This is a genomic window from Porphyromonadaceae bacterium W3.11, from assembly GCA_030434245.1.
GTDB lineage: Bacteria > Bacteroidota > Bacteroidia > Bacteroidales > Porphyromonadaceae > Porphyromonas_A.
In genome coordinates this window covers 637356-657825 of sequence record JAUISX010000001.1, presented here as the reverse complement: position 1 = coordinate 657825, position 20470 = coordinate 637356, and the positions used below count along the sequence as shown (strand labels likewise).

Here is a 20470-nt window from a genome sequence, read left to right as displayed (position 1 = left end):
GAAATTATTAATATCCAAAACATCCCTCATAGGGGTTGCATTTTTCCTCGTTCGTGCCCTCATCGATGAGCCTTAGAGCCTCCTTCCAGCCGGGGAAGCCACCGAGGTTACGATCATCAATGTAGAGGTCGGCATACACTTTTCGGCAATCATTCGAGTAGCGCTCGAAGTTCTCTCGAGCGTTACAATTGATGTTGTCAAAGGGGATACCCTTCTCCAGCAAAAAGTTAATGGCATCGGTCTGATCTTGCCCCTCTCTGCACGTCCATATAATAAGATGATGCCCCCGCCTCTTCAGCTCCTGCATGGCATCCCTTGCACCATTCACCACTACTCCAACTTCTGGGTATGGGCTGGCATTTATTACGCCATCAAAATCTACTGCTATTACCATCTTCCTCATACTCATCTTCAACCTCCCTTTGTTTCTCTCTCAATCTGTCTCTTAACTCACTTTTCCAGTCGCTTAAGCTGACCGTCACAGCCTCATAATCCGCATTTCTTAACGAGGTCTGCATATCATTTATAAATGAAAGGTCCGCCCTAATCGCTTCTATGCTATTCCTATCTTTTTCCATATCGTTTATAATATTGAGGGGGTGCCAGGAGTGATTTTTTGCTGCTTTGCTCCCTAGGTTGATGCCACTGCATTTCACCCCCTCATGTTAATTACCAAAACATATTCTCATCCTTTATGATTTTCTTAGCCTCGCTATTGCGATATTTCGCCCTTGGCGCAATCAAATTAAGAGTTTCTTGCGCTGAGTAATATGGACGATTGATTTCCCACAGATGAAGGAGGTACTCCTTCTTATTACGTTTCGGCGAATCGATATGACTACTTGTCGTACGCTGATTGTTACTTATTTCAATATTACCCATAACAGTTACATTTTCCTTACATTTCACTCACTTCGCCCACTTCTGTCATGGATAAGGGGACTGTTGTCCAGCCGTTATGGTCATCTTTGATTTCGCAGCGAATGTATCGCTTCGAAAGGGTAGGTAAATAGCTTTCCTCAATGATCTTCACGGCTTCCAGGAACTCCTCCGATTTTGTTTCTTCGGCGATACGTCTCAGCTGAATCACTCGACTAGCTTTGAGATTCCCCTTACTGTCCTTAGAAAGTAATCGGAATACCATATCCACCAGGGCTTTGCTCTTGTCATCGCCCACTAGGCTCTCTAGGTACTTTCGGACCATCTGAATACCGTCGTCCACTGTGTCACGGTATCCGTCGATAGTGTGATAACCAAGAGTTACCCTCATGGTGCTATCGGAATTGGTGAAAGTGTGTGAGCGCTGCCCCTCGCTGACCAAGCCCAGTACATCGCCTTTCATGCGAATCAGCTCCTCGAACTGCTGAAATACTCGTTCCTTGCTCATGCCTAGCCCATCACTGACCTGCTGAAGGCTTGGCACCACGGCCTGTAACGTCTCATCGACTAGTTCACGATAGGCGTCGCGGTTCTGCTGACGAGTGTTCTCCTCCTCTTTCTTCTTTTTCCACGCCTTGTACTCCTCAAATTCTTTTCTCTCTTGCTCTGTCATGGTACTCATTGTTATATCATATTTGATTGTTAATTATAATTACCTCTTTTTATCATTTGTGCCGTAGTCACATTCGTGTAATAGACGCACTTCCTCTTTTTATCCTTTTGGGGCTCCACCACGGTCACCTCCTCCTCTTTTTCTTTCTTCTTCTTTCGGTTGATCGCGTACATCTTTCGTCTGAGTTTTTCGAGCTCCTCCTCATTGAGCTGGTGGAACTCCTTGCCCGCAATTCGCGACTGACTTACGAAGCGATTCACTGCCTCCCAGTCGCTCGTATCGATGCCATAGCTTTTCAGTAGCTTAAGCACAGCCGAGCGTTTACGCCTCTTTTCGGGATTGGCTTTGGAAGGCTTGAAGCCTGTCTGCTTTCTCAGTTCTGCCCTGAGCTTCACGAGCTCACCACCTGTGAGCTCACGCAAACTATTTGTCCTCCCATCGGAAACACTTTCGCACATCACACGTTTAAGCTCCTCTGCTTCCAGCTCTCCTGCTAGCTTATTAATCATCGCCCAGATGTCGCTATATCCTCTCATTACCCTCTTATATTTAGTTGTTCACTGACAGTGTAGGCCACCATCCTATCGTAAGGCCCCATCATCACTCCTGTCACCATCCGATAGACCATCGCAATAGTCGCCACCTCAGAGTAATTCATACTGATAGTGTACTTTTCCTTCTGACTCAGGAGACGTTCACCGAGTCGCTGTGACAGCTGAACGAGGTTGAAGAATTGTCCCTCCTCTTCCTGAGTGAGCTTTCTGCCTCGAAAAAGGAGACAGCTATAAGTGTGACCATCGCCACACTTCTTAGTTCAGCAAAGGATAACTTCATTTTCTTTCTCTCGTGCATAATCCGCAGACGGCTGTTGTACACTGTTCTTTCTTCTATACTATTCATCGTTTCCTTTTTTATTGCTCTTTTCCCCAATAAATCTCTGCCTTCTCCTTCCAAATGTCGAACTCGCCTCGCTCACCGATAAAGCGGCCCTTACTGAAAGCCCTATACCCTTCCACCCATATCTTAAGTGAGGCATCGTACATCACACTCACTGCTTCGTTGCCTGCTGGATTATTTCCACTGGCATGGCTGATGAAAATAAGCAGGTGCTTCGGGAAACGCTCCTTGAACTGGATGTAATCGATATAACTCATGCGGGTGTATTGAAAGGAGTCGATAATCACGATGCGTGGGCTACGCTTTTTCTCGAGTCGCTCTCCGAGCTCCTCCATACTTTCGCTGATAATTCGTAGAGAGCCGTTCACCTCCATCATCCCAAATCGCTTGAGGGTGTTCGCCATCGTGAGGCCTGTGCCCTCCTCCAGCGAGTTAAATAACACAATGCCATACTTGCAGAGCTCCTTGGCGAGCATCATCGTAAACGAACTCTTGCCATTGCCACTCTTGCCCCATATAATCCAAGTGCCACACTGCTCTGGCTTGCCGAAAAAGGCTTGCCACTCCTCTGACAGCTCAAAGGTTTCCAGCTTCTGATTGAGCACCTGACTTACTGATAATGCTTGCTTTGCCATATTATTCTCCTATATCGTCCGATTTATCCGTTTATAGTCGCGGATAAATCCGTTAGTACTTCCCAATAAATCCGCTAATAGACGCGGATGCCTTCCTGATGCTATTCACCATACATTTCAGCATTCTATACTGATGCTTTAGCATTTTCCCACTCATCTTTTAATAACTTGTTTATTTTATTTGCTTCCTTCGCTAATCTCTTATGCCCATGATCGCGATATAGTAGATGAAGCTCTCGTGAACCCTGCACAGTATAGTAGACCTGATCGTAAGTGTACTCTGGCATAGTTGCTGCTATCTCAGGTAACGTCATATTTGACTCGATAAGCACTTTAAGCCTATTAGTATCAATCTCTGGAGCCTCTGAGAGTAGTCGCTTACGCTCCATCTCCTCCTCCCATCTCTTCTGTCGGGCATCATAAAGTTGTTCCCAATTTTTATGAACTTTCCAAAGGACGAGACTTCGAGAAATCGTAGCTCTATCAATTCCTGTAACTCTATATATTTCGTTGATAGACACCCCATATCTGTAGAGTGTCACAATCGTATCCTTTTTCTCCTCTACGTGTTTTGCATTCGTAAACGTACCCGCATTTTTTCGTGGAGGGCGTCCTAATAACACTCCCATCTTTTTTCGTAGTGCCAAACCTTCCAGCGTTCTTTGCTGTATGAGCTGTCTCTCAATCTCGGATGCCAATCCAAACGCAAATGCAAGTACCTTAGATTGAATGTCATTACCCATGTGATACCCCTCCTTTACAGTGTGAATTTCCCCTCCCAATTTCATCACTTTATTCAGGATCTCCATTACCATTAAGAGATTTCTACCGAGCCTACTGATCTCGCTAGAAATGAGTATATCACCCGCCTCCATTTGATTAAGAAGCTCCCCTAAGTGTCTTTTTGCGTAATCAACACCACCTGATACGCCATCATCCACTACATACTCATCAATAACCCACCCCTTATCCTTCGCGTATTCATCAACCCCCTGCTTTTGACTATTTATATCCTGCTCCGAAGAGCTCACTCTTAAATAACCGTATATCATAATCCTAGTATTTCTTTTATTTTTTCTTCGTTGTTAGGTCTTTTATTTGCATAATCTGCAAGACTCTCATCCTCTTTTAAGGCACCCACCTTTTCAAGCCTTTCTATCACTTTAACGATATCAAAGACTGGTCTTTTATGCATTTTTGTTAGTTGTATATCTATATAGTTGATACTTCCTAGCTCGTGTGCGATCTCTGGAAAGCACCGATTAAACTCTTTTTTCGCTAAGCCCCAATCCAACTCCATATCACGCCCTAAGTTTCAACACACACTTTTTCACCCGCCTCAAATCAAAATCAAATTGCTCTGCATCTCTAATCACATTATTGATAGTTGATTCATTTGTTATTCCATTTCCTGACTTTCCCCATATAATCCAAGTTCCACACTGCTCTGGCTTGCCGAAAAAGGCTTGCCACTCCTCTGACAGCTCAAAGGTTTCCAGCTTCTGATTGAGCACCTGACTCACCGATAATGCTTGCTTACTCATAATTCACTATCTTTGTAGCATTATTAACTAAAACAAATTCACCATGGTACAATTAAGTATGTTTACAGAGGTTTATGTCTCAGGAGGTGCGTCCGAGCTCTCTTCCGAAGATGTTCATCTACTAAAGCAGACCCTTCAGGGCTTCCGCTACATCCTTGAGCTCTTTGGTTTTGACCCTGAACTTCTACAGGTTGGGTACAAGAACTGGGCTTTTGATTTTCGCTCTGCTCCTGAGGACGAGATACATCCACGTTTTTCAAGAGAGTGCACGCACTTTCATTGTTGGGACATTGATGTGGAAATACAGGTCGAGAATCTAAGTAAAGCCTATCGAATGTCGGCCCTAATGGAGCAGCTACACGCGTCCCTTCAGTATTGCATGCCGAAGGATAATGTTGAGGTCTCAAATCTGGACTTGCGATTGGACGGCACCCCTCTATTACCTTCAATATAAAATCAATTGTTTTAGAGTCATCAGCACTTATCGCTGATATATTTACCTCTGTTCTTTCGTTCGTCTGTATTACTTTAATATCCATAATTCACTTCTTTTTTCTCGGAGAGTTTTTTCACGCTCTCGGAGAGTTTTATATTTTTCTTGGAGTTCAACATTTATAAATGCGGGTTAATCAGTTTCTATAAACGGGTAAATCCGTTTGTACACACGGATTTCTCCGTTTGTACACACCGTTACTCACGCCCTTAACTTCAACACACACTTCTTTACTCGTCGCAGGTCAAAATCAAATTGCTCGGCATCTCTAATCACGCTATTGATGGTGGAGTCATCGAGGATGCCATTCGCCTTGCAGATACCGTAGATATCGCTCGGAGTGGTTTTGTCCACCACATAAAACCTCCGACCAATCCTCGAGTGTAGCTCGTTGTACCCTCGTTTGTTATGTCTTAGCCCGCTATTCATACGCTTTTCGATGTAGTCGGTGCTAAGCATCACGATACCACAGTGCCCCTCGAGGTGATTATAAATGGTAACGCAATAGAGTAGGATGCTATCTATCAGCTTGTCGGCTTCGTCAAGTATCAAGACTGGGTTATTTTTATTCCTAAGCACCTCAATCAAAAATTCAAGTCGGGCCCGCAAACCACTCTCCACACTCTTCTCACCGAGGGCGGATAGACAAGCATCGAGGAAATCCGAACGCTTCATATCCTCACTGCACAACACATATACGGCATTGGCATTGCGGGCAGAGTAATTGCGGGCAGTAGTGCTTTTACCTGCTCCAGCGTCAGCCACCAACCAAGTACAGCTTGATTTATCTTGTGAGTCTTTGATCACGGCACATATCTCCTGATATGCCGCAGTCTCCACCTCCACCCATCCATCGCTCTTGGTGCAGAGCTTGGCAAATAGGCTACTCCACATCTCATCCGATATCACCTCATCTCTATTGCCTCGGATGATATCGCCAACGGTGGTGGTACCGATAGCGAGGTGGTTAGCGGCCTTGCGCTGTGAGCCTAGTCGTGCCACCAGCTCTTTAAGTTTAGTTCTAATAAGTTCTTTATTCATAATTAGTAGTAATGTTTTTATATTATAATTTATCAATTAGTCTTCCTTCTATTTCTTGATTGGTGAGTGGTCGTACATCGGACCAATCCATCTTACTCTCTACCTTCTTAATCACCGCCAGCGATGTGGTGGCATTTTTAAGCGAAATAGTAACATCATCCACTTTGGCAAGCTCTTGTGCAAGCTCCACAGCACGCTCATTATCCGCCTTGGATGCCCCAAGCATACGTGGGTAATTGCTCTGCTGATGTTGCTGATACTTGATGTCGATGGCCTTGCCAATCGCATCCCTACGCACCCGCATCTCCTTATCCGCATCTAGGACCTTCTTGGTTAGTTCGTCATCCTTCGCGGTGCGGTCTTCTGCCGCCATAGCCACTTTAATGGCTGGGTGTAGATAACGCTCAAACCTCCACACATCGCCCTTATCCACTCGGTAGATGGCGATTTTCGTAAGGTCCAGAGGGTCATACTTCACGCCAAATTGTCGGCGGGTGTTGCTCATACGCCACTCGATATCAATTTCGCCATCGGGTGTATAGGCTTCGTAATAATACTCCTTATTATCCTCTGTAATCGTAAGCCCGCCCTGCAGGAAGGTGCTTTGCCTTGGTCGCTTCTCCCAGAATAGTTCCACATAATCTTCGGTGGTGAGCTCCATACGATCTGGATTGACCCGCTCTACTTTGTACAGCTGCTCACGGGTAAACTCGCCCTCTACCACTTGGCTATTCCACTGATGGATGCAATTACTTGTAAATTCTTTCAAGGTTTCATAGGTCGGTAATTTGTCGAGATTAGCATTAATCCACTCAAGGTTGGCTGCGCTCAGCTCACTCTTTGAAGTAATATTAAATCCCGTGAAATATGGGTAGTGGCGGAGCACACTATGTTGAAATTGACCAATCAAATTCTCTGCTGGATTAGCTTGCTTTCGGTATGGAGCCTTAAATCGAACCCCAACTTCGGTCATCTTCGAGAAAAATCCTACTCTATCAAGCTTACGCTGTGAGCTCTGATTGTCCATCACCAGCTGGAAGGGCTTCACCCCTGCTACATCCATCGCCATCCGATACGCTTGGTACTGCGAACCGAAGGCACTCTCCTGACCCAAGGACCACCCAACGCAATAGCCTGTACAGACGTCGAATATCATGTAGATATCGGTGTGGACCCTTTTACCCTCTTTATTGAGGTAGTAGATATTGAACTTCGTGCCGTCTGCCGCCCATAGGGCATTGGCGTATCTAGGCTTTTCGAGTCCGATAAGCTGTGCACCATACTTAGCATTGACTTCGCTCTCGCCCACCTGCTGTCCGAGCCACAAGGGCTTAATCGCGGGATCATTGAGATAATCACGGATGGTACTGACACTCTGGATAGTTTCCCAGCCCTTTTCGATGGCAAATTGATTGTATGCCAAGAGGGCACTATCGAAGTCATGCACATACTCACGATTGCGCATCAGGGCAATGAGGTATTCGCCTGCCTCTTGGGTGATCTTCGCCGTATTGCTGTTGCCAATTTTGCCACTAATCAAGCACTTGTACCCCTCTCGCTTATATTCGTTCACCTTCTTCTGTAGGCGGCTCATACTCTTAGGGAGGGTATGGGCGTAGTCCTGGCGTAGCTCCTCGCTATACTGGTGGAGCAATTTCCAAGTATTCGTGCGTCTGTTGTTGAGTTTATTAGTCATCTGCTGGAGCTCAGCTTGGCGGGCGATGATCGCATTCAGAACTCGGGCATTAAGCTCATATTCATCCGCGATGTGATCCTCAAGACCAACCATTTGCCCACCCAACTCATATTGGAACTCATAATTGAAGTATATTTTTGCGTCAAAATCCTCTGGAAGCCAAGCCAGTTCACCTTTAGGCTGGAGGAGCTCGTGCGGATCACCATACCTCTCTATGATTGCCGCCTTGGCTTTTTTGGGCAGGGTATCGTAGTCAACGAGGGCAGTTACACCCTCACCGTACGCCTTACGGGCATAGATCGCATTTTTGCGACGTAGCCAGCTTTTGAGTGTTTGATAATTTACGATGGGCGGCTCGCCACTCGTAAGGTCATCAAAACTCATACATATACGCCCCTGGTAATACTCCATCTTCACTATTAACGGCTTGCGATAAGTGTGGAAATTCTATTTTGCTCTCTCATGAGTTCATTGACGGTCATGTCTTTTACTTCTCGATCAACTTCACCGTCAATGATTATTTTCACAAGACCACTTTTCTTAGCAATGATCTGAGCTTGTCCACCCCACGACTGAATCATATCGCCGTTGGATTTAAATATTGTCTCCATCTCATTTTCACCACCTATTAAGACACCACCCTTTTGTATTGCTAAACTTCGTATTTTTCGTGATAAATCGGTGTTCGTCTTAAAGTTCAAAGCACCCTTTACCGTATCTGGATGCACGGAAAATAATTTAACGAGCTCGCTTCGTAATGCTCTTGTAACAACTACCTTTTTCATACCAATAAATAAATTGATTATATTTACAACCAAAACCTTAATAAGGTTTCTAAAGCAAAGATACGCAAAGTGAGAATAAAAACAAAGCAATTCGCGAAGTATTTTATATGCAATTTGAGAATATGAATAAAAGCATGATGGTTGAAGACCTTGTGAATTACTATTCAGATGGTAGTAAATCCTCATTTGCAGAGAAGATTGGAGTAAAACCACAAACAATACACTCTTGGATTTCTCGTGGCACTTTTGACTCTGAATTAATTTTCGCGAAATGCGAAAATGTATCTTCCGAGTGGCTTCTCTCTGGTAATGGAAGCATGCTCCGAGAAAATATAAAAATGCCACCCACTAACACTAAAAGACTATATACTCCAAAATTTCAAGAGTCAATTATTGAAGAACAATCTATTCCATACTATTCAATAGAAGCAACTGCAGGTGTTCTGGAGCATCTTGATAATTCTGCAGAGTACCAAATTGGGCAAATTATGATTCCTAATATGCCCAGATGCGATGGAGCAGTTTCAATCACTGGAGATTCCATGTATCCACTTCTAAAATCGGGAGACATCGTGGCATTTCAAGTGGTCCATGATATCAATAATATTCACTTTGGGGATATGTACCTTGTATCTATTAATGAGGATGGGGATACTTATATCACTGTAAAGTGGGTGAAAAAGCACCCAAGCGATCCTGAAAAGGCGGTACTGGAGTCGCACAATCCGAATTATTCGCCACGAGATGTCCTACTCAAGCACATCCACAAAATTGCCCTCATTAAATTCTCCATTCGATACAATTCAATGGGCTAATAGGGCACGCCCAACCCCTTTATTTCCCAGCCATAATAAACGACTCGTACTCATGGAAATTCGCCAAAATAGGCACAACAAAGCATATATAACTAATATACAGTATGTTAAGCCATTTATTCGAGAAAAAGTGTGTATTTTGTGGGGGTACTTAGTGGGTACCTTAAAACCATATTTCACCTGTTTACGTTTTCAAAAGGTGCATTTGTCCATATCCTACTTACACACTTTGTGCGCTCAACTGTCCACCCTACCGTCCACCCTACAATCCCATTTCGTTTTGATTTAACATTTCAAAATGTCCACCCTACTGTCCACCCTACTGTCCACCCAAGGGTAAAAATCACCGCTCGAGCATCCTCCGACCACCCCTCAAATCGCCAATAATCGGTGCTCAAAATTCGCCCAAACGACCACCATTCGACCACCCCTCGACCACAGACACAACAAAAGCGGAAAGCCAGCCCACAAGCCAGCTTTCCGCCCTTTTTACCCACAATTACGATGCTATTTCAATGCTCCAGCATCACCCGATTAACATTTACTCGACCATCCTTCGACCATCCACCCCCAAAATTAACCCAAAATCAACCAAAATAAACATTTCGTTTTCTCCATCACCTCTCCATCATTCCATCATAACCCACTATCATATAAACACATACGACCCCTAAACCCCTATATTATCCAAGTACGCTTCGTTCCCTCCCCCCTAATAACTAAAAAATTGACCCCTTCTCCTCGTTCATTTAGGTCCCATTAGTGATGTTTTGATACTTTAATATGTTTCTATAAATCAGCTGATTGTAGAAGGTTGATAGGCTTCACAAGATTCATTTTATTAATTCCGTAGAAAAGTGTAACGACCAGTAGCGAGCATTATTTTACTTCAATGCATGTCAGTTTATTGGGGATTTTAAGGGTGAATATAATAGCGTTTATATGGAAGAGTATAAAAAGACACTATGATTTTAGAGATTTGTAGAAAAAATATGATATAAGGGTGTATTTTTTATAATACCCTGTTATTTAGATTGTTGTATTCAGTATTAGAGTGCTAGCATATCGTTAATTGAGGCTTTTTTGGTGTGAAAAGCATGAATATATTTTTTTGTTTCAAGATTTCTTCTTATCTTTGCAAAGCAATTTCAAAAAGGATGTGGCTGGTGAGTCACTGATTTGATTAATTTGCGGCTGTGGCGTAATTGGTAGCCGCGCTAGACTTAGGATCTAGTGGAGTGATCCGTGGGGGTTCGAGTCCCTTCAGCCGCACAAGTTTTAGTAGATTGTAAGTTTTTGGTTTTTGGTGCTCTGAGGTTACTTTGTATTTCCTCAGAGCTTTTTTTTGCTCTTTTCTTTTTGAAAAGAGGTATCTTTGTCTTTAGTGCATATAGCAATATCATAGATGACAGTCTTAGATGAAACAAACTGAAAATCAATATATAGAACTAAAAGGGGTGAGGGTCAATAATCTGAAGAATATCTCTCTTCGGATTCCTCGAAATAAATTAATTGTCATTACTGGATTAAGTGGGTCAGGCAAGAGCTCACTAGCTTTTGATGCGCTCTATGCTGAAGGTCAGCGTAGATATGTGGAGAGCTTAAGTGTGTATGCCCGTCAGTTCATAAGTAAGATGGGTAAGCCTGAAGCAGATGTGATTACTGGTATCCCTCCTGCCATCGCTATTCAGCAGCGAAAATTTAGCAAGAATCAGCGTAGTACGGTCGGGACCTCTACCGAGGTATATGATTATCTGAGAATGTTGTATGCTCGGATAGGTCATACCATTAGCCCTATTAGTGGGGCGGAGGTGAAAAGACACACGACTAAAGATGTTCGTGAGTATGTGCATACTTTGTCTGAAGGAACGCGGTACATGATAGGTGCTCCTCTGGAAGTGCCTAAAGGTCGTCCCCTTGAGGAGCATCTACAGCTCCAGTTGGCTAATGGGTATGTGCGATTGCTTATCGATGATAAGGTGGTGCGTATCCAAGACCTGCTAGAGGGAGTCGGGGTAGAGAAGATGAAGAAGAGCGGGATGCTTTTGATTATAGACCGTATGGTCGTAGAGCATGATAATGATGCAATGGACGTCCGCTTGGGGGATTCTGTTGAGACTGCCTTTTTTGAGGGACGTGGAACTGCTGTCATCATTCATGATGAGGTACAAAAGGAGTTTAGTGACCGCTTTGAAGCCGATGGGATCCTTTTTGAGGAGCCAACGGATAAGCTCTTTAGCTTCAATAACTCCGTTGGAGCCTGCCCAACATGCGAGGGGTATAGCAAGGTGATGGGTATAGATGAAGACTTAGTGATTCAGAATAAAAACCTATCTCTCTACGAGGAATGCGTGATGCCTTGGAGAGGACCTAAGATGTCTGCGTGGCAAAAGGAGTTCATTAGAGATACTATGGAGATGGATTTTCCTATACATAAGCCATATCGGGAGTTATCTGATGAGCAGAGAGATTTGCTTTGGAATGGCTCTAAGTCGCCTAAGGTTTGGGGTATTAATGATTTCTTTGCATATATCGAACAGCGGCAGTATAAGATGCACTATCGTATCATGTTGGCAAGGTATAGAGGACGGACGACCTGTCCTGACTGTAAGGGTAAAAGGTTGCGTAAGGAGGCTCTCTATGTTAAGGTAGGCGGAAAAGATATTAGTGAACTGACCGAGATGTCCATCAGTAAACTAAATATTTGGCTGAAAGAACTGACCCTTGATGAACGTGACGTGAAGGTAGGCGAAAGGTTGCTTGAGGAGGTGAGACGTAGGGTGGCTTTTCTGGATGAAATCGGCTTGGGTTATCTCACTCTTAATAGGGTAGCTGGTACACTTTCAGGGGGTGAGGGGCAGCGTATTCAGTTGGCGACATCATTAGGAGGAGGACTACTAGGGACGCTTTATATCTTGGATGAGCCAAGTATTGGTCTGCATGCTAGAGATACACACCTATTGATAGATGTGATGAAGGAGTTGCGAGACTTGGGCAATACTGTAGTGGTAGTAGAGCATGATGAGGATGTTATAAAGGCTGCAGATCTAATCATCGATATAGGGCCGAATGCTGGTTCTCTGGGAGGTGAACTAACATATTACGGTCCTCCAACAGATTTACCTAAGCGGTCTAATAGCTACACGGTAGAGTATCTCTCTGGTCGGAAGCATATTCCGTGGCCAAAAATAAGAAGAAACAGCAAAAGTGCCATCAAGATAGAAGGGGCTTATAAGCATAATCTCAAAAATATAGACGTCTCAATCCCTCTGCAAGTTATTACAGTGGTGACTGGAGTGAGTGGGTCGGGGAAGAGTACTTTGGTTAGAGAGATTTTTTATGAAGGTGTTTCGAGACTTTTGGACAAAGCCCCTTTAGGAAAGATTGCGTGTGGGGATATATCTGGAAGTATAAGTAGTATCAAGAGGATTGAGTATGTGGATCAGGATTCTCTAAGTACATCGTCACGATCCAACCCTGTGACATATATCGGGGCATACGATAGTATTCGTAAGTTGATGGCAGATCAGCAACTCTCTAAGCAGATGGGATTCACTCAGCAGTACTTCTCCTTCAATACAGATGGAGGTAGATGTGAGACCTGTCAGGGTGAGGGGGTTATCACGGTAGAGATGCAGTTCATGGCTGATATGGAGATCCCTTGTGATGAGTGTCATGGTAAGCGTTTCAATGAAGAGGTCCTTGAGGTAGAGTTCGAAGGGAAGAATATAGCTGATATCCTGTCTATGACTGTTGCTGATGCGATACAGTTCTTTAGTCAGCACGAGCAGAAGTCCTCGCATATCCCTCGTATTTTGGTAGGCTTGGGAGCCCTTGAGGCTGTCGGTCTGGGGTATATACAGCTGGGTCAGAGCTCGAGTACCCTCTCAGGAGGTGAAAGTCAGAGGGTAAAGTTGGCATCCCAGATCAAGGACAAGGGGAAGGTGCCAACCCTCTTTATCTTTGATGAGCCGACTACTGGTTTGCATACTCATGATATACAGGTCTTGATGAATTCCTTTAATGCCCTTGTGGAGCATGGGCATACTGTAGTTATCGTAGAGCATAATCTTGAGGTCATCAAGAGTGCAGACCATGTTATAGACTTGGGTCCTGAAGGAGGAGAGGATGGCGGTTATCTATTGTACTCCGGTACTCCAGAGGGGTTGATGGACGTGGATGGGTCTTATACCGCTAAGTTCTTACGTGAAAAATGGGAGGAGGATAATCCAGCGTGAAGGAGGAGCAGTTGCATTTTATATGGTGTAATCGGCTTTTTGATTCCTTACTATTGGATGGGCAAGCAATTGATGTCATAGAAGTAGGGACTCAGAACAGTTATGATGGTGCCGACTTCCAGATGGCACGAATACGTACGGATGCTATGGAGTGGATAGGGGCGGTTGAGATCCACGAACGCTCCTCCATGTGGCAGCAGCACGGTCATCAGCATGATCCTAATTATAACTCAGTTATTTTACACGTGGTTATGGAGGATAATGCTGAGTGTACTAGGTCGGCTAATGGGGGAATGATCCCGACGGCTGTCCTCCAAGTAGATGAGGATGTGCTGCGTAGGGTAGATAAGCTAGGGGTAGCCTCCCAGTCATTAAGATGTATGCCCGAATTATTAGAGGTAGAGGAGACCCGCCGTGAGGTCATCTTCAAGGACTTGCTGCTGAGACGTCAGATGCGAAAGTTGGATGAACTCAAGAGGAGGTCAACGGAGTCTAATATTAACGCTATCTTTTACCAGACCTTAATGAGGTATATGGGGGCTCATCAGAATAATGAGGTGATGGAGTCTGTCGCTCAGTCGCTGCCCTATCTTTATCTCAAGAAACACTCCAGTGACTGGGTGGCTCTAGAGGCGATGCTTTTGGGGCAAGCTGGTTTGATCCAAGATAGCCCTAGAGATGAGTACGAAGAAAAGTTACTCTCAGATTATATTTTCTATAAAGAGAAGTTTGGACTGAAACGAGTTGAAGGTCTTCACTTCGGTTACATGCGACTACGTCCATCCTCTTTTCCCTCTAGGATGTTAGCAATCGTTGCACAGATTATTCATCATGAGAGTGAGGTGTTGGCAGCCCTCACTACCATAGACAAACATGAGATCCAACGGATCCTGATGCTTCCCCCAAGTGAGTATTGGTGCAGACATATAGCTTTTGGACACACTCAAAATCGTCAAATGGGAGGGATTGGTAAGCAAACATTAAATTCCTTGATTATTAATGTTGTGATCCCAACCATCTATTATTATTCTGAGCAGATAGGGGATAAGGTGCTAGGGGATCGAGCGATGAGTTGGCTGAGTGAGTTATCACCAGAGAAAAATCAATATATCAGGTTGTTTGATAAGTTAGGTATCAAGTCGCAAAATGCTGCTGATACGCAGGCTATTTTGGAGCTGTATCACTCTTATTGTATTCCTTTCAGATGCCTCTCCTGTCCTATGGCTTCGGAGATTTTTCGTTGCTTTAAAAGTAGAAATACGCGAAATGATTTGGTAGTCTAAAAAAATACTGGTATCTTTGCACTACGAAAGAAATCGCGGGGTGGAGCAGTGGTAGCTCGTTGGGCTCATAACCCAAAGGTCGTAGGTTCGAATCTTACCCCCGCAACTAAATCGGAGCTGACTTCTAATTATTAGAGGTCAGCTTCTTTTTTTTTATAAAAATATTCTATAGTTGTGGTATCTTTGGTGAGTTAATAATGATATGTATAAATTATGATGAACTATCAAGAAACTATAGAATACTTATATACTCAACTGCCACAATTCCAAACACAAGGAGCCATAGCTTATAAGCCTGGGTTGGAGAGGGTAGAGCAGTTACTCGCATTTTGTGGGTCACCCCAAAACGACTTGTCAGCGGTGCATGTTGCAGGAACTAACGGGAAAGGCTCTACAAGTACGATGTTGGCAGCTATATTAGCTTCTGCTGGATATAAGGTGGGGTTATTCACTTCGCCTCATTTGATTGATTTTCGTGAGCGTATTCGCGTGAATGGAGAGATGATCCCCGAGTCGGAGGTGGTGCGTTTTGTGGAAAATATCCTACCTAAGATTCCAGAGGATCTGAAGCCTTCTTTTTTTGAATTAACTACAGCAATGGCGTTCGATTATTTTGCACGAGAGAAGGTGGATATTGCTGTTATTGAGGTAGGCATGGGCGGACGGCTAGATAGCACTAACGTCATTAAGCCTTTGGTCAGTGTCATCACTAATGTGAGTGTGGATCATGCCGCCTATCTTGGTAGTACTCTTAGTGCTATTGCTGGAGAAAAAGCAGGGATCATAAAGTCACATATACCTGTGGTACTTGGTCAGAGTAGTGTCTCGGAGGTCTCTACCGTTGTCCGAAAAAATGCAGATAAGTTATCTGCCCCTTTGATTTTTGCGGATCAAAAGTCTCAGATTTCGGGGTACTTCAAGATTGAGTCTGGTGGGTATCAGATTATTTCTAAGAACTTTGGCTCTTTTGTTCTGCCCCTGGAGGGAGATTATCAGCTAGAGAATATGGCTACAGTATTGGAGGTCTTACTGCTCCTAAGAGATAAGGGCTTTAATATTGCAGATAGCGATGTAAGGCTTGGGGTGCGTAAGACTAAGGAGTATGGATTGAGAGGACGCTTAGAGGTAATCCATGATAAGGATCCTAAGGTTGTTATAGATACAGGGCATAATCCGGGGGCTTGGGAACATCTACATAATGAGTTGGATGCATGGACTGAAAATGGAGGTTTGCTTTGCGTTATTGGTATGGCGGCGGATAAGGATGTGAAGCAAGTCTTGAGTAAAATGCCGTCGAATGCCCATTTTATTTTCTGTAAAGCAAAAGGTGACCGCTCGATGCCTGCTGAGGAGTTAGCTGAGCATGCGAGGTCCGTGGGATTGAGTCGTGTTACTGTCATACCTGATGTGTATGAGGCGTATCAGTATGCCATGGAACATTATTCACTCCTTGATACCTCTACTATTTTTATAGGTGGAAGTAATTTTGTCGTAGGGGAATTGCTCTCTAATTTTAAGTAAATAATCTTTTTCTGGAATTTTTGTGACGTTATTGTTGCGAAGTAAAAATATTTTTGTATCTTTGCAAAGCATTTCTCAGAGGAGAGATTAGTAGAGATATATCGGATCCTTAGCTCAGCTGGTTTAGAGCACCTGCCTTACAAGCAGGGGGTCGATGGTTCGAATCCATCAGGGTCCACTTAGATTTAGATTCAAGATATTATTGGATCCTTAGCTCAGCTGGTTTAGAGCACCTGCCTTACAAGCAGGGGGTCGATGGTTCGAATCCATCAGGGTCCACGGTTTTTTCCACTGTGCTTGTGACTTACGTCAGGGTGCAGTGGTTTTTTTTATATTTAATAATTGCGGATACAGCCATGATCACTTGTTGGGAAATGGGCTATATCCGCAATTATTATTAATGGGTTGTTAATCGCAATTATCCTTGTATGTCAAAGCCTCGATTGACTTTTTCCTGGCTAGCATGGCAGCTCCCATAACCCCAGCGTACCTCATTAATAAAGATTGCTTAAGATCGGTGTCTTGATTGACCATGTTCAAGGAATACTTACGGATTGTTGTACGAATGGGCTGTAATAGGTAGTCGCCCGTTCTAGCAAGCGGCCCTCCAATCACTACGATGTCTGGATTAAGTAGATTGATAAGGTTCGCAATGTGTAAGCCCAGTTTTTTCCCCATCTCCTCTATGATTTCGATACATAGGATATCCTCCAATAGGACAGCTTGTACGATATCATTTAGTGTGATATGATTTATATCCTTGCATCCATTAGGGTGATTAGGGTCGGTTAGGATGGATTTTGCTCCAGTCTTGATTTTCTCTATAAACTTTCTATGAATAGCTGATCCTGACACCTCCGTTTCCAAACATCCCTTTTTGCCACAGTGACATATTACTTCATTGGAGTAGGCGTGGGTATGTCCAACTTCGCCGCTAAATCCAGATTTTCCAGCATAAGGCTCACCATTGATAATGATCCCTAGTCCTAGACCCCATGTACACTGTACAAATAATAGGTTTTTACCGGAGTCCTTGTAGTGGGTCATGTATTCTCCGAAGGCTGATGCTCTAGAGTCATTGTCTATAAAGGTGGGTATTCCTACATGAAGAGAAAGGTATTTAGAAAGGGATATTTTACTGAAGTTGAAGTACGTATAGCTATATCCCGTCATAGGATTAAGCCGTCCTGGAATATTTACTCCGATGCTGACCAGTTTATCTCTAGAGAAATGGCACTCATCATCAATAAAGTCATTAATCATCCTGCAGGCAGCGTCGAGGCACTCTTGGGTATTAACCAAATCAAATGGTATGCTTAGTTTCTCCTGAACCTGATCCCCCCTTAGGTTCATGACCATGATATTAGTAGTATCAACGGTGAAGTCAACCCCTATAAAGTAATAATCTCCATCGCTTAGTCCATAAAGGAAGGGGTGCCGTCCCGATGCCGCTTCTAGCTTTCCAAAATTCTGTAGTAGGTGGGTGTCGACCATCTCATTTACCATCTTTGAAATGGTTGGTACACTGACCTCTAGACGTTGAGCAAGAGCGGGGAGTGTTTCGGGCCCATTATAAATAATATGTTGGATGATTCTCTGCTTGTACTGCAGACTCTTGTTGTTACTATCAAATTTCTTTTTGAATTGGCATTCATTCATAATTGAAAAGTATTTTTGTGATATGTTACAAAAATAATGATTTTATTTTAGAAATACAGGGTATTTAATTCGTCTTTTCAAAAATGAGAGGGTATAAAAAACCATCCGGAGGATTTACTTAATAAATAATGCTCCGGATGGTCCTATTTCATGTTATTGTTGATAGCCTAGGCATCAATCTTTTCGGTTTTTGACTCTTCGGCTAAGATTTCATTTGCTTTATCCCAAATTGTTGTATCATCTAGTACAACAAGACCTCCATCAGGACCAGATTCTAAGTGTATTCCAGAAGGTGCTCCAGCTTCGAAGTTAGCTCCTCCGAAGTAGTTACGTACTGTTCCTACTGAAATTCCAAGTTCGTCAGCAATGCGTTGCATTGTGCCGTCAGGCAAGCTGTCTTTAAAACTCCTAAGTTCGTTGAATGTAAGTGTTTTGCTCATATCGCTAATCTCTTTATATGGTGAATTAAGCAATTTAAATTTAGTCACAATGTTATACTATTGTAACACATTGCTAACTTAGTTATTTTCTTTTGCTTTAGCAAATTATTTCATGTTCTTTTGCCATTTATATGTTATTTTGATATGTTTTCAATGAAGCAGTAACGAACGTTTTTTGATCTGTGAAAAACCTTCCTTTCGGCATACTTGATAAAATGTATAGGCGGACTGTTTCGCGAGAGTATAGGTAGAATGAAAATATTGTACAGGTACCTTGAAAAGAATGTAACTATACTTTTAAAAAGAGATGTCCTATGATCATTTAGTGCTCTCTCTTAGGACTTTTGGCGTATGACTCCTAGTGATCCCTTTTTGGTATCTTTGCTGTGAATTTGTCGGATACTTCAATCAAAATAATTAATGAATCAACTTACTTTTATACATGAAGAAAAACCTTCGTGGCGTACGAGACTAAGTGGCAATAAACCCTTCATGGATGCCATATATATAGTAATGGGTGCTTTATTTCAAGCCCTGGCGTATTCCTTTTTTTTAGCTCCTGCTAATATAGTGCCTGGCGGTGTATATGGTACGACCATTGCGATCAATCATCTCACGAAGGGGGTCTTCAGTTTTGCTCCTGATGGCTTACCAATAGGGGTTACAGCATTAGTATTTAATATCCCCTTACTGATATTAGCATCTAAGAAGTTAGGCCTTTCATCTGGATGGAAGACGGTCGCTACCTTTATGCTAATCTCTATTTTCACAGACCTCTTCACAAAGCTCTTTCAGGATAGTTCTTTTGTGGTCGAGGATCGCTTGTTGTCAGCTTTCTATGGTGCTGCTATTGTGGGTTTGGGTGTCTTTTTTGTATTCAAGGCAGGAAGTACGAGTGCTGGTACAGATGTTCTAGGGCGTGTTATTGCTTCGGGGCGAAATCTTAAGCTAAGTAACTGCATTATAGTAATTGATTCAATCGTAGTTATCTTTGGTCTTATTGTATTCAAAGACTGGACGGTACCTTTGTACTCATGGTTGACGATATTTATTTATGGTAAGGTGGTTGATTTTCTACAGCCCGAAAATCCTAAAAAAGCTATCTTCATTGTATCTGAGCATATAGATAAGATTAAGGAGTTATTACTAGATGAAAAGCTTAAACTTCGAGGGACTATCCTGAAGGGCAAAGGTATGTATAAGGGTGATGAGAGGGAAGTGATCTTTATGATTACAGAGCGTAAAAAAATATCAATCATTAAGTCTTGTGTTAAGGAGGTTGATCCCATGGCCTTTATCTCTACCATGGATGCTAGCCATGACGTTATGAATCTGCCTTAAAGGTACACGATGATGGTGATGGGGTTGGATAAAAAGATAGGAATGAGCATATCCTCACGGATGAGCTCATTCCTTGTATTATTCGTGGTTATTTAATTGTGTTACTTCTGTGAACAAAGGTACAGAGGAGATATCTCTTTTACAATACCTATTGATTGGTACATTTGGTTACGGTCGCTACTCAAACGTAGGGGAATTTAGTTATTAAGAGTACCTAATGTGCATACACCATATGATTTTCTTTAGAAAAAGATCCACTATAGAAACAGTCAATGATCTCTTAAAGATTGTATGTCAAGTAATAAACTCGAGACATCGCAGAGTGAATAATTTCTTGATTAATCAAAAATCAGGGCTGCTTGCGTACTATTTGATACCCCAAATACCATCCTTAAACTCTGAAGTCATTGATAAGTAGGCTCTTGTTATGGTTGCTATAATCAAACTCGCATTGTATTAGAACATCGTATTTGAACCTGTATGTATTTGAAGGCTTAGAAGACATTTTTTTTATTATCTCTAAAATATCT

The 20470-nt window shown here is 43.0% G+C and carries 22 protein-coding genes and 4 tRNA genes; 10 read left to right on the top strand and 16 right to left on the bottom strand.

All coding sequences use genetic code 11. The annotated features are described in order from the left end of the window. Positions 1–7: 7 nt before the first annotated feature. From QYZ87_02610 to QYZ87_02565, 10 genes are all read right to left on the bottom strand, one after another. On the bottom strand, positions 8–403 hold the full coding sequence (locus tag QYZ87_02610; GenBank protein ID MDN4753422.1) for a hypothetical protein: 396 nt from the start codon (positions 401–403) through the stop codon (positions 8–10). Then, positions 372–578, bottom strand: a complete 207-nt coding sequence (locus QYZ87_02605; GenBank protein MDN4753421.1) for a hypothetical protein — start codon at positions 576–578, stop codon at positions 372–374. The genes QYZ87_02610 and QYZ87_02605 overlap by 32 nt, the downstream gene beginning before the upstream one ends. Positions 579–669: 91 nt before the next feature. Continuing rightward, on the bottom strand, positions 670–882 hold the full coding sequence (locus tag QYZ87_02600; GenBank protein ID MDN4753420.1) for a hypothetical protein: 213 nt from the start codon (positions 880–882) through the stop codon (positions 670–672). Between the two features lie 16 nt (positions 883–898). Next, a complete protein-coding gene (locus QYZ87_02595) occupies positions 899–1561 on the bottom strand; it encodes a DUF3164 family protein (protein ID MDN4753419.1) in 663 nt (220 codons plus the stop codon). Positions 1562–1581: 20 nt separating this feature from the next. Further along, complete coding sequence (locus QYZ87_02590) at positions 1582–2088, bottom strand: hypothetical protein (GenBank protein ID MDN4753418.1); 507 nt, start codon at positions 2086–2088, stop codon at positions 1582–1584. Continuing rightward, positions 2088–2210, bottom strand: coding sequence for a hypothetical protein (locus QYZ87_02585; GenBank protein MDN4753417.1), 123 nt, complete (start codon positions 2208–2210; stop codon positions 2088–2090). Before QYZ87_02585 ends, QYZ87_02590 begins: the two co-directional genes overlap by 1 nt. A 253-nt stretch (positions 2211–2463) precedes the next feature. Then, the gene (locus tag QYZ87_02580) at positions 2464–3084 is read right to left on the bottom strand and encodes a hypothetical protein (GenBank protein MDN4753416.1); all 621 of its coding nucleotides are present in this window, start codon (positions 3082–3084) and stop codon (positions 2464–2466) included. Positions 3085–3209: 125 nt separating this feature from the next. Then, the gene (locus QYZ87_02575; protein MDN4753415.1) at positions 3210–4136 is read right to left on the bottom strand and encodes a recombinase family protein; all 927 of its coding nucleotides are present in this window, start codon (positions 4134–4136) and stop codon (positions 3210–3212) included. After that, positions 4133–4384 (bottom strand): hypothetical protein, encoded by a 252-nt coding sequence (locus QYZ87_02570; protein MDN4753414.1) that lies wholly within the window; start codon positions 4382–4384, stop codon positions 4133–4135. The genes QYZ87_02575 and QYZ87_02570 overlap by 4 nt, the downstream gene beginning before the upstream one ends. A gap of 1 nt (position 4385) precedes the next feature. Beyond that, positions 4386–4628: a hypothetical protein gene (locus tag QYZ87_02565; GenBank protein MDN4753413.1), complete on the bottom strand. Its 243-nt coding sequence runs from the start codon at positions 4626–4628 to the stop codon at positions 4386–4388. A 43-nt stretch (positions 4629–4671) separates the two neighbouring features. On the opposite strand from QYZ87_02565, the gene QYZ87_02560 reads away from it, so the two are divergent. Further along, positions 4672–5082 carry a hypothetical protein gene (locus QYZ87_02560; GenBank protein MDN4753412.1) on the top strand — a complete coding sequence of 137 codons (411 nt, stop codon included), beginning with the start codon at positions 4672–4674 and terminating at the stop codon, positions 5080–5082. 240 nt (positions 5083–5322) lie between these two features. Here the strand turns inward: QYZ87_02560 and QYZ87_02555 are convergent, their stop codons facing one another. From QYZ87_02555 to QYZ87_02545, 3 genes are read right to left on the bottom strand one after another with little or no spacing between them, the layout of a single operon-like run. Then, complete coding sequence (locus QYZ87_02555) at positions 5323–6162, bottom strand: ATP-binding protein (GenBank protein MDN4753411.1); 840 nt, start codon at positions 6160–6162, stop codon at positions 5323–5325. Positions 6163–6184: 22 nt separating this feature from the next. Beyond that, complete coding sequence (locus tag QYZ87_02550; protein ID MDN4753410.1) at positions 6185–8269, bottom strand: hypothetical protein; 2085 nt, start codon at positions 8267–8269, stop codon at positions 6185–6187. An 8-nt stretch (positions 8270–8277) separates the two neighbouring features. Continuing rightward, positions 8278–8643: a hypothetical protein gene (locus tag QYZ87_02545; GenBank protein MDN4753409.1), complete on the bottom strand. Its 366-nt coding sequence runs from the start codon at positions 8641–8643 to the stop codon at positions 8278–8280. A gap of 122 nt (positions 8644–8765) precedes the next feature. Between QYZ87_02545 and QYZ87_02540 the strand changes: the two genes are divergently transcribed. Beyond that, positions 8766–9458 carry a S24 family peptidase gene (locus QYZ87_02540; GenBank protein MDN4753408.1) on the top strand — a complete coding sequence of 231 codons (693 nt, stop codon included), beginning with the start codon at positions 8766–8768 and terminating at the stop codon, positions 9456–9458. A gap of 293 nt (positions 9459–9751) precedes the next feature. Here the strand turns inward: QYZ87_02540 and QYZ87_02535 are convergent, their stop codons facing one another. Continuing rightward, a complete protein-coding gene (locus tag QYZ87_02535; GenBank protein ID MDN4753407.1) occupies positions 9752–9955 on the bottom strand; it encodes a hypothetical protein in 204 nt (67 codons plus the stop codon). A gap of 693 nt (positions 9956–10648) precedes the next feature. Between QYZ87_02535 and QYZ87_02530 the strand changes: the two genes are divergently transcribed. The 7 genes from QYZ87_02530 to QYZ87_02500 all read left to right on the top strand — a co-directional run bounded on the left by QYZ87_02530 (position 10649) and on the right by QYZ87_02500 (position 16779). Further along, positions 10649–10730 (top strand) — tRNA-Leu (locus QYZ87_02530). 146 nt (positions 10731–10876) lie between these two features. Beyond that, positions 10877–13696: an excinuclease ABC subunit UvrA gene (uvrA, locus tag QYZ87_02525; GenBank protein MDN4753406.1), complete on the top strand. Its 2820-nt coding sequence runs from the start codon at positions 10877–10879 to the stop codon at positions 13694–13696. Then, complete coding sequence (locus QYZ87_02520) at positions 13693–14979, top strand: DUF2851 family protein (protein ID MDN4753405.1); 1287 nt, start codon at positions 13693–13695, stop codon at positions 14977–14979. The genes uvrA and QYZ87_02520 overlap by 4 nt, the downstream gene beginning before the upstream one ends. A gap of 34 nt (positions 14980–15013) precedes the next feature. Next, positions 15014–15085: transfer RNA gene (locus QYZ87_02515), tRNA-Met, on the top strand. Positions 15086–15192: 107 nt separating this feature from the next. Next, positions 15193–16500, top strand: a complete 1308-nt coding sequence (locus QYZ87_02510) for a folylpolyglutamate synthase/dihydrofolate synthase family protein (GenBank protein ID MDN4753404.1) — start codon at positions 15193–15195, stop codon at positions 16498–16500. Positions 16501–16603: 103 nt separating this feature from the next. Beyond that, a tRNA-Val gene (locus QYZ87_02505) sits at positions 16604–16678 on the top strand. Positions 16679–16704: 26 nt separating this feature from the next. Then, positions 16705–16779: transfer RNA gene (locus QYZ87_02500), tRNA-Val, on the top strand. Between the two features lie 129 nt (positions 16780–16908). On the opposite strand, the gene QYZ87_02495 is transcribed toward QYZ87_02500, so the two are convergent. Further along, positions 16909–18159: an ROK family protein gene (locus QYZ87_02495; GenBank protein ID MDN4753403.1), complete on the bottom strand. Its 1251-nt coding sequence runs from the start codon at positions 18157–18159 to the stop codon at positions 16909–16911. Between the two features lie 167 nt (positions 18160–18326). Beyond that, a complete protein-coding gene (locus tag QYZ87_02490) occupies positions 18327–18599 on the bottom strand; it encodes a DNA-binding protein (GenBank protein ID MDN4753402.1) in 273 nt (90 codons plus the stop codon). A 492-nt stretch (positions 18600–19091) separates the two neighbouring features. On the opposite strand from QYZ87_02490, the gene QYZ87_02485 reads away from it, so the two are divergent. Next, positions 19092–19940, top strand: coding sequence for a YitT family protein (locus QYZ87_02485; GenBank protein ID MDN4753401.1), 849 nt, complete (start codon positions 19092–19094; stop codon positions 19938–19940). Positions 19941–20470 lie beyond the last annotated feature (530 nt).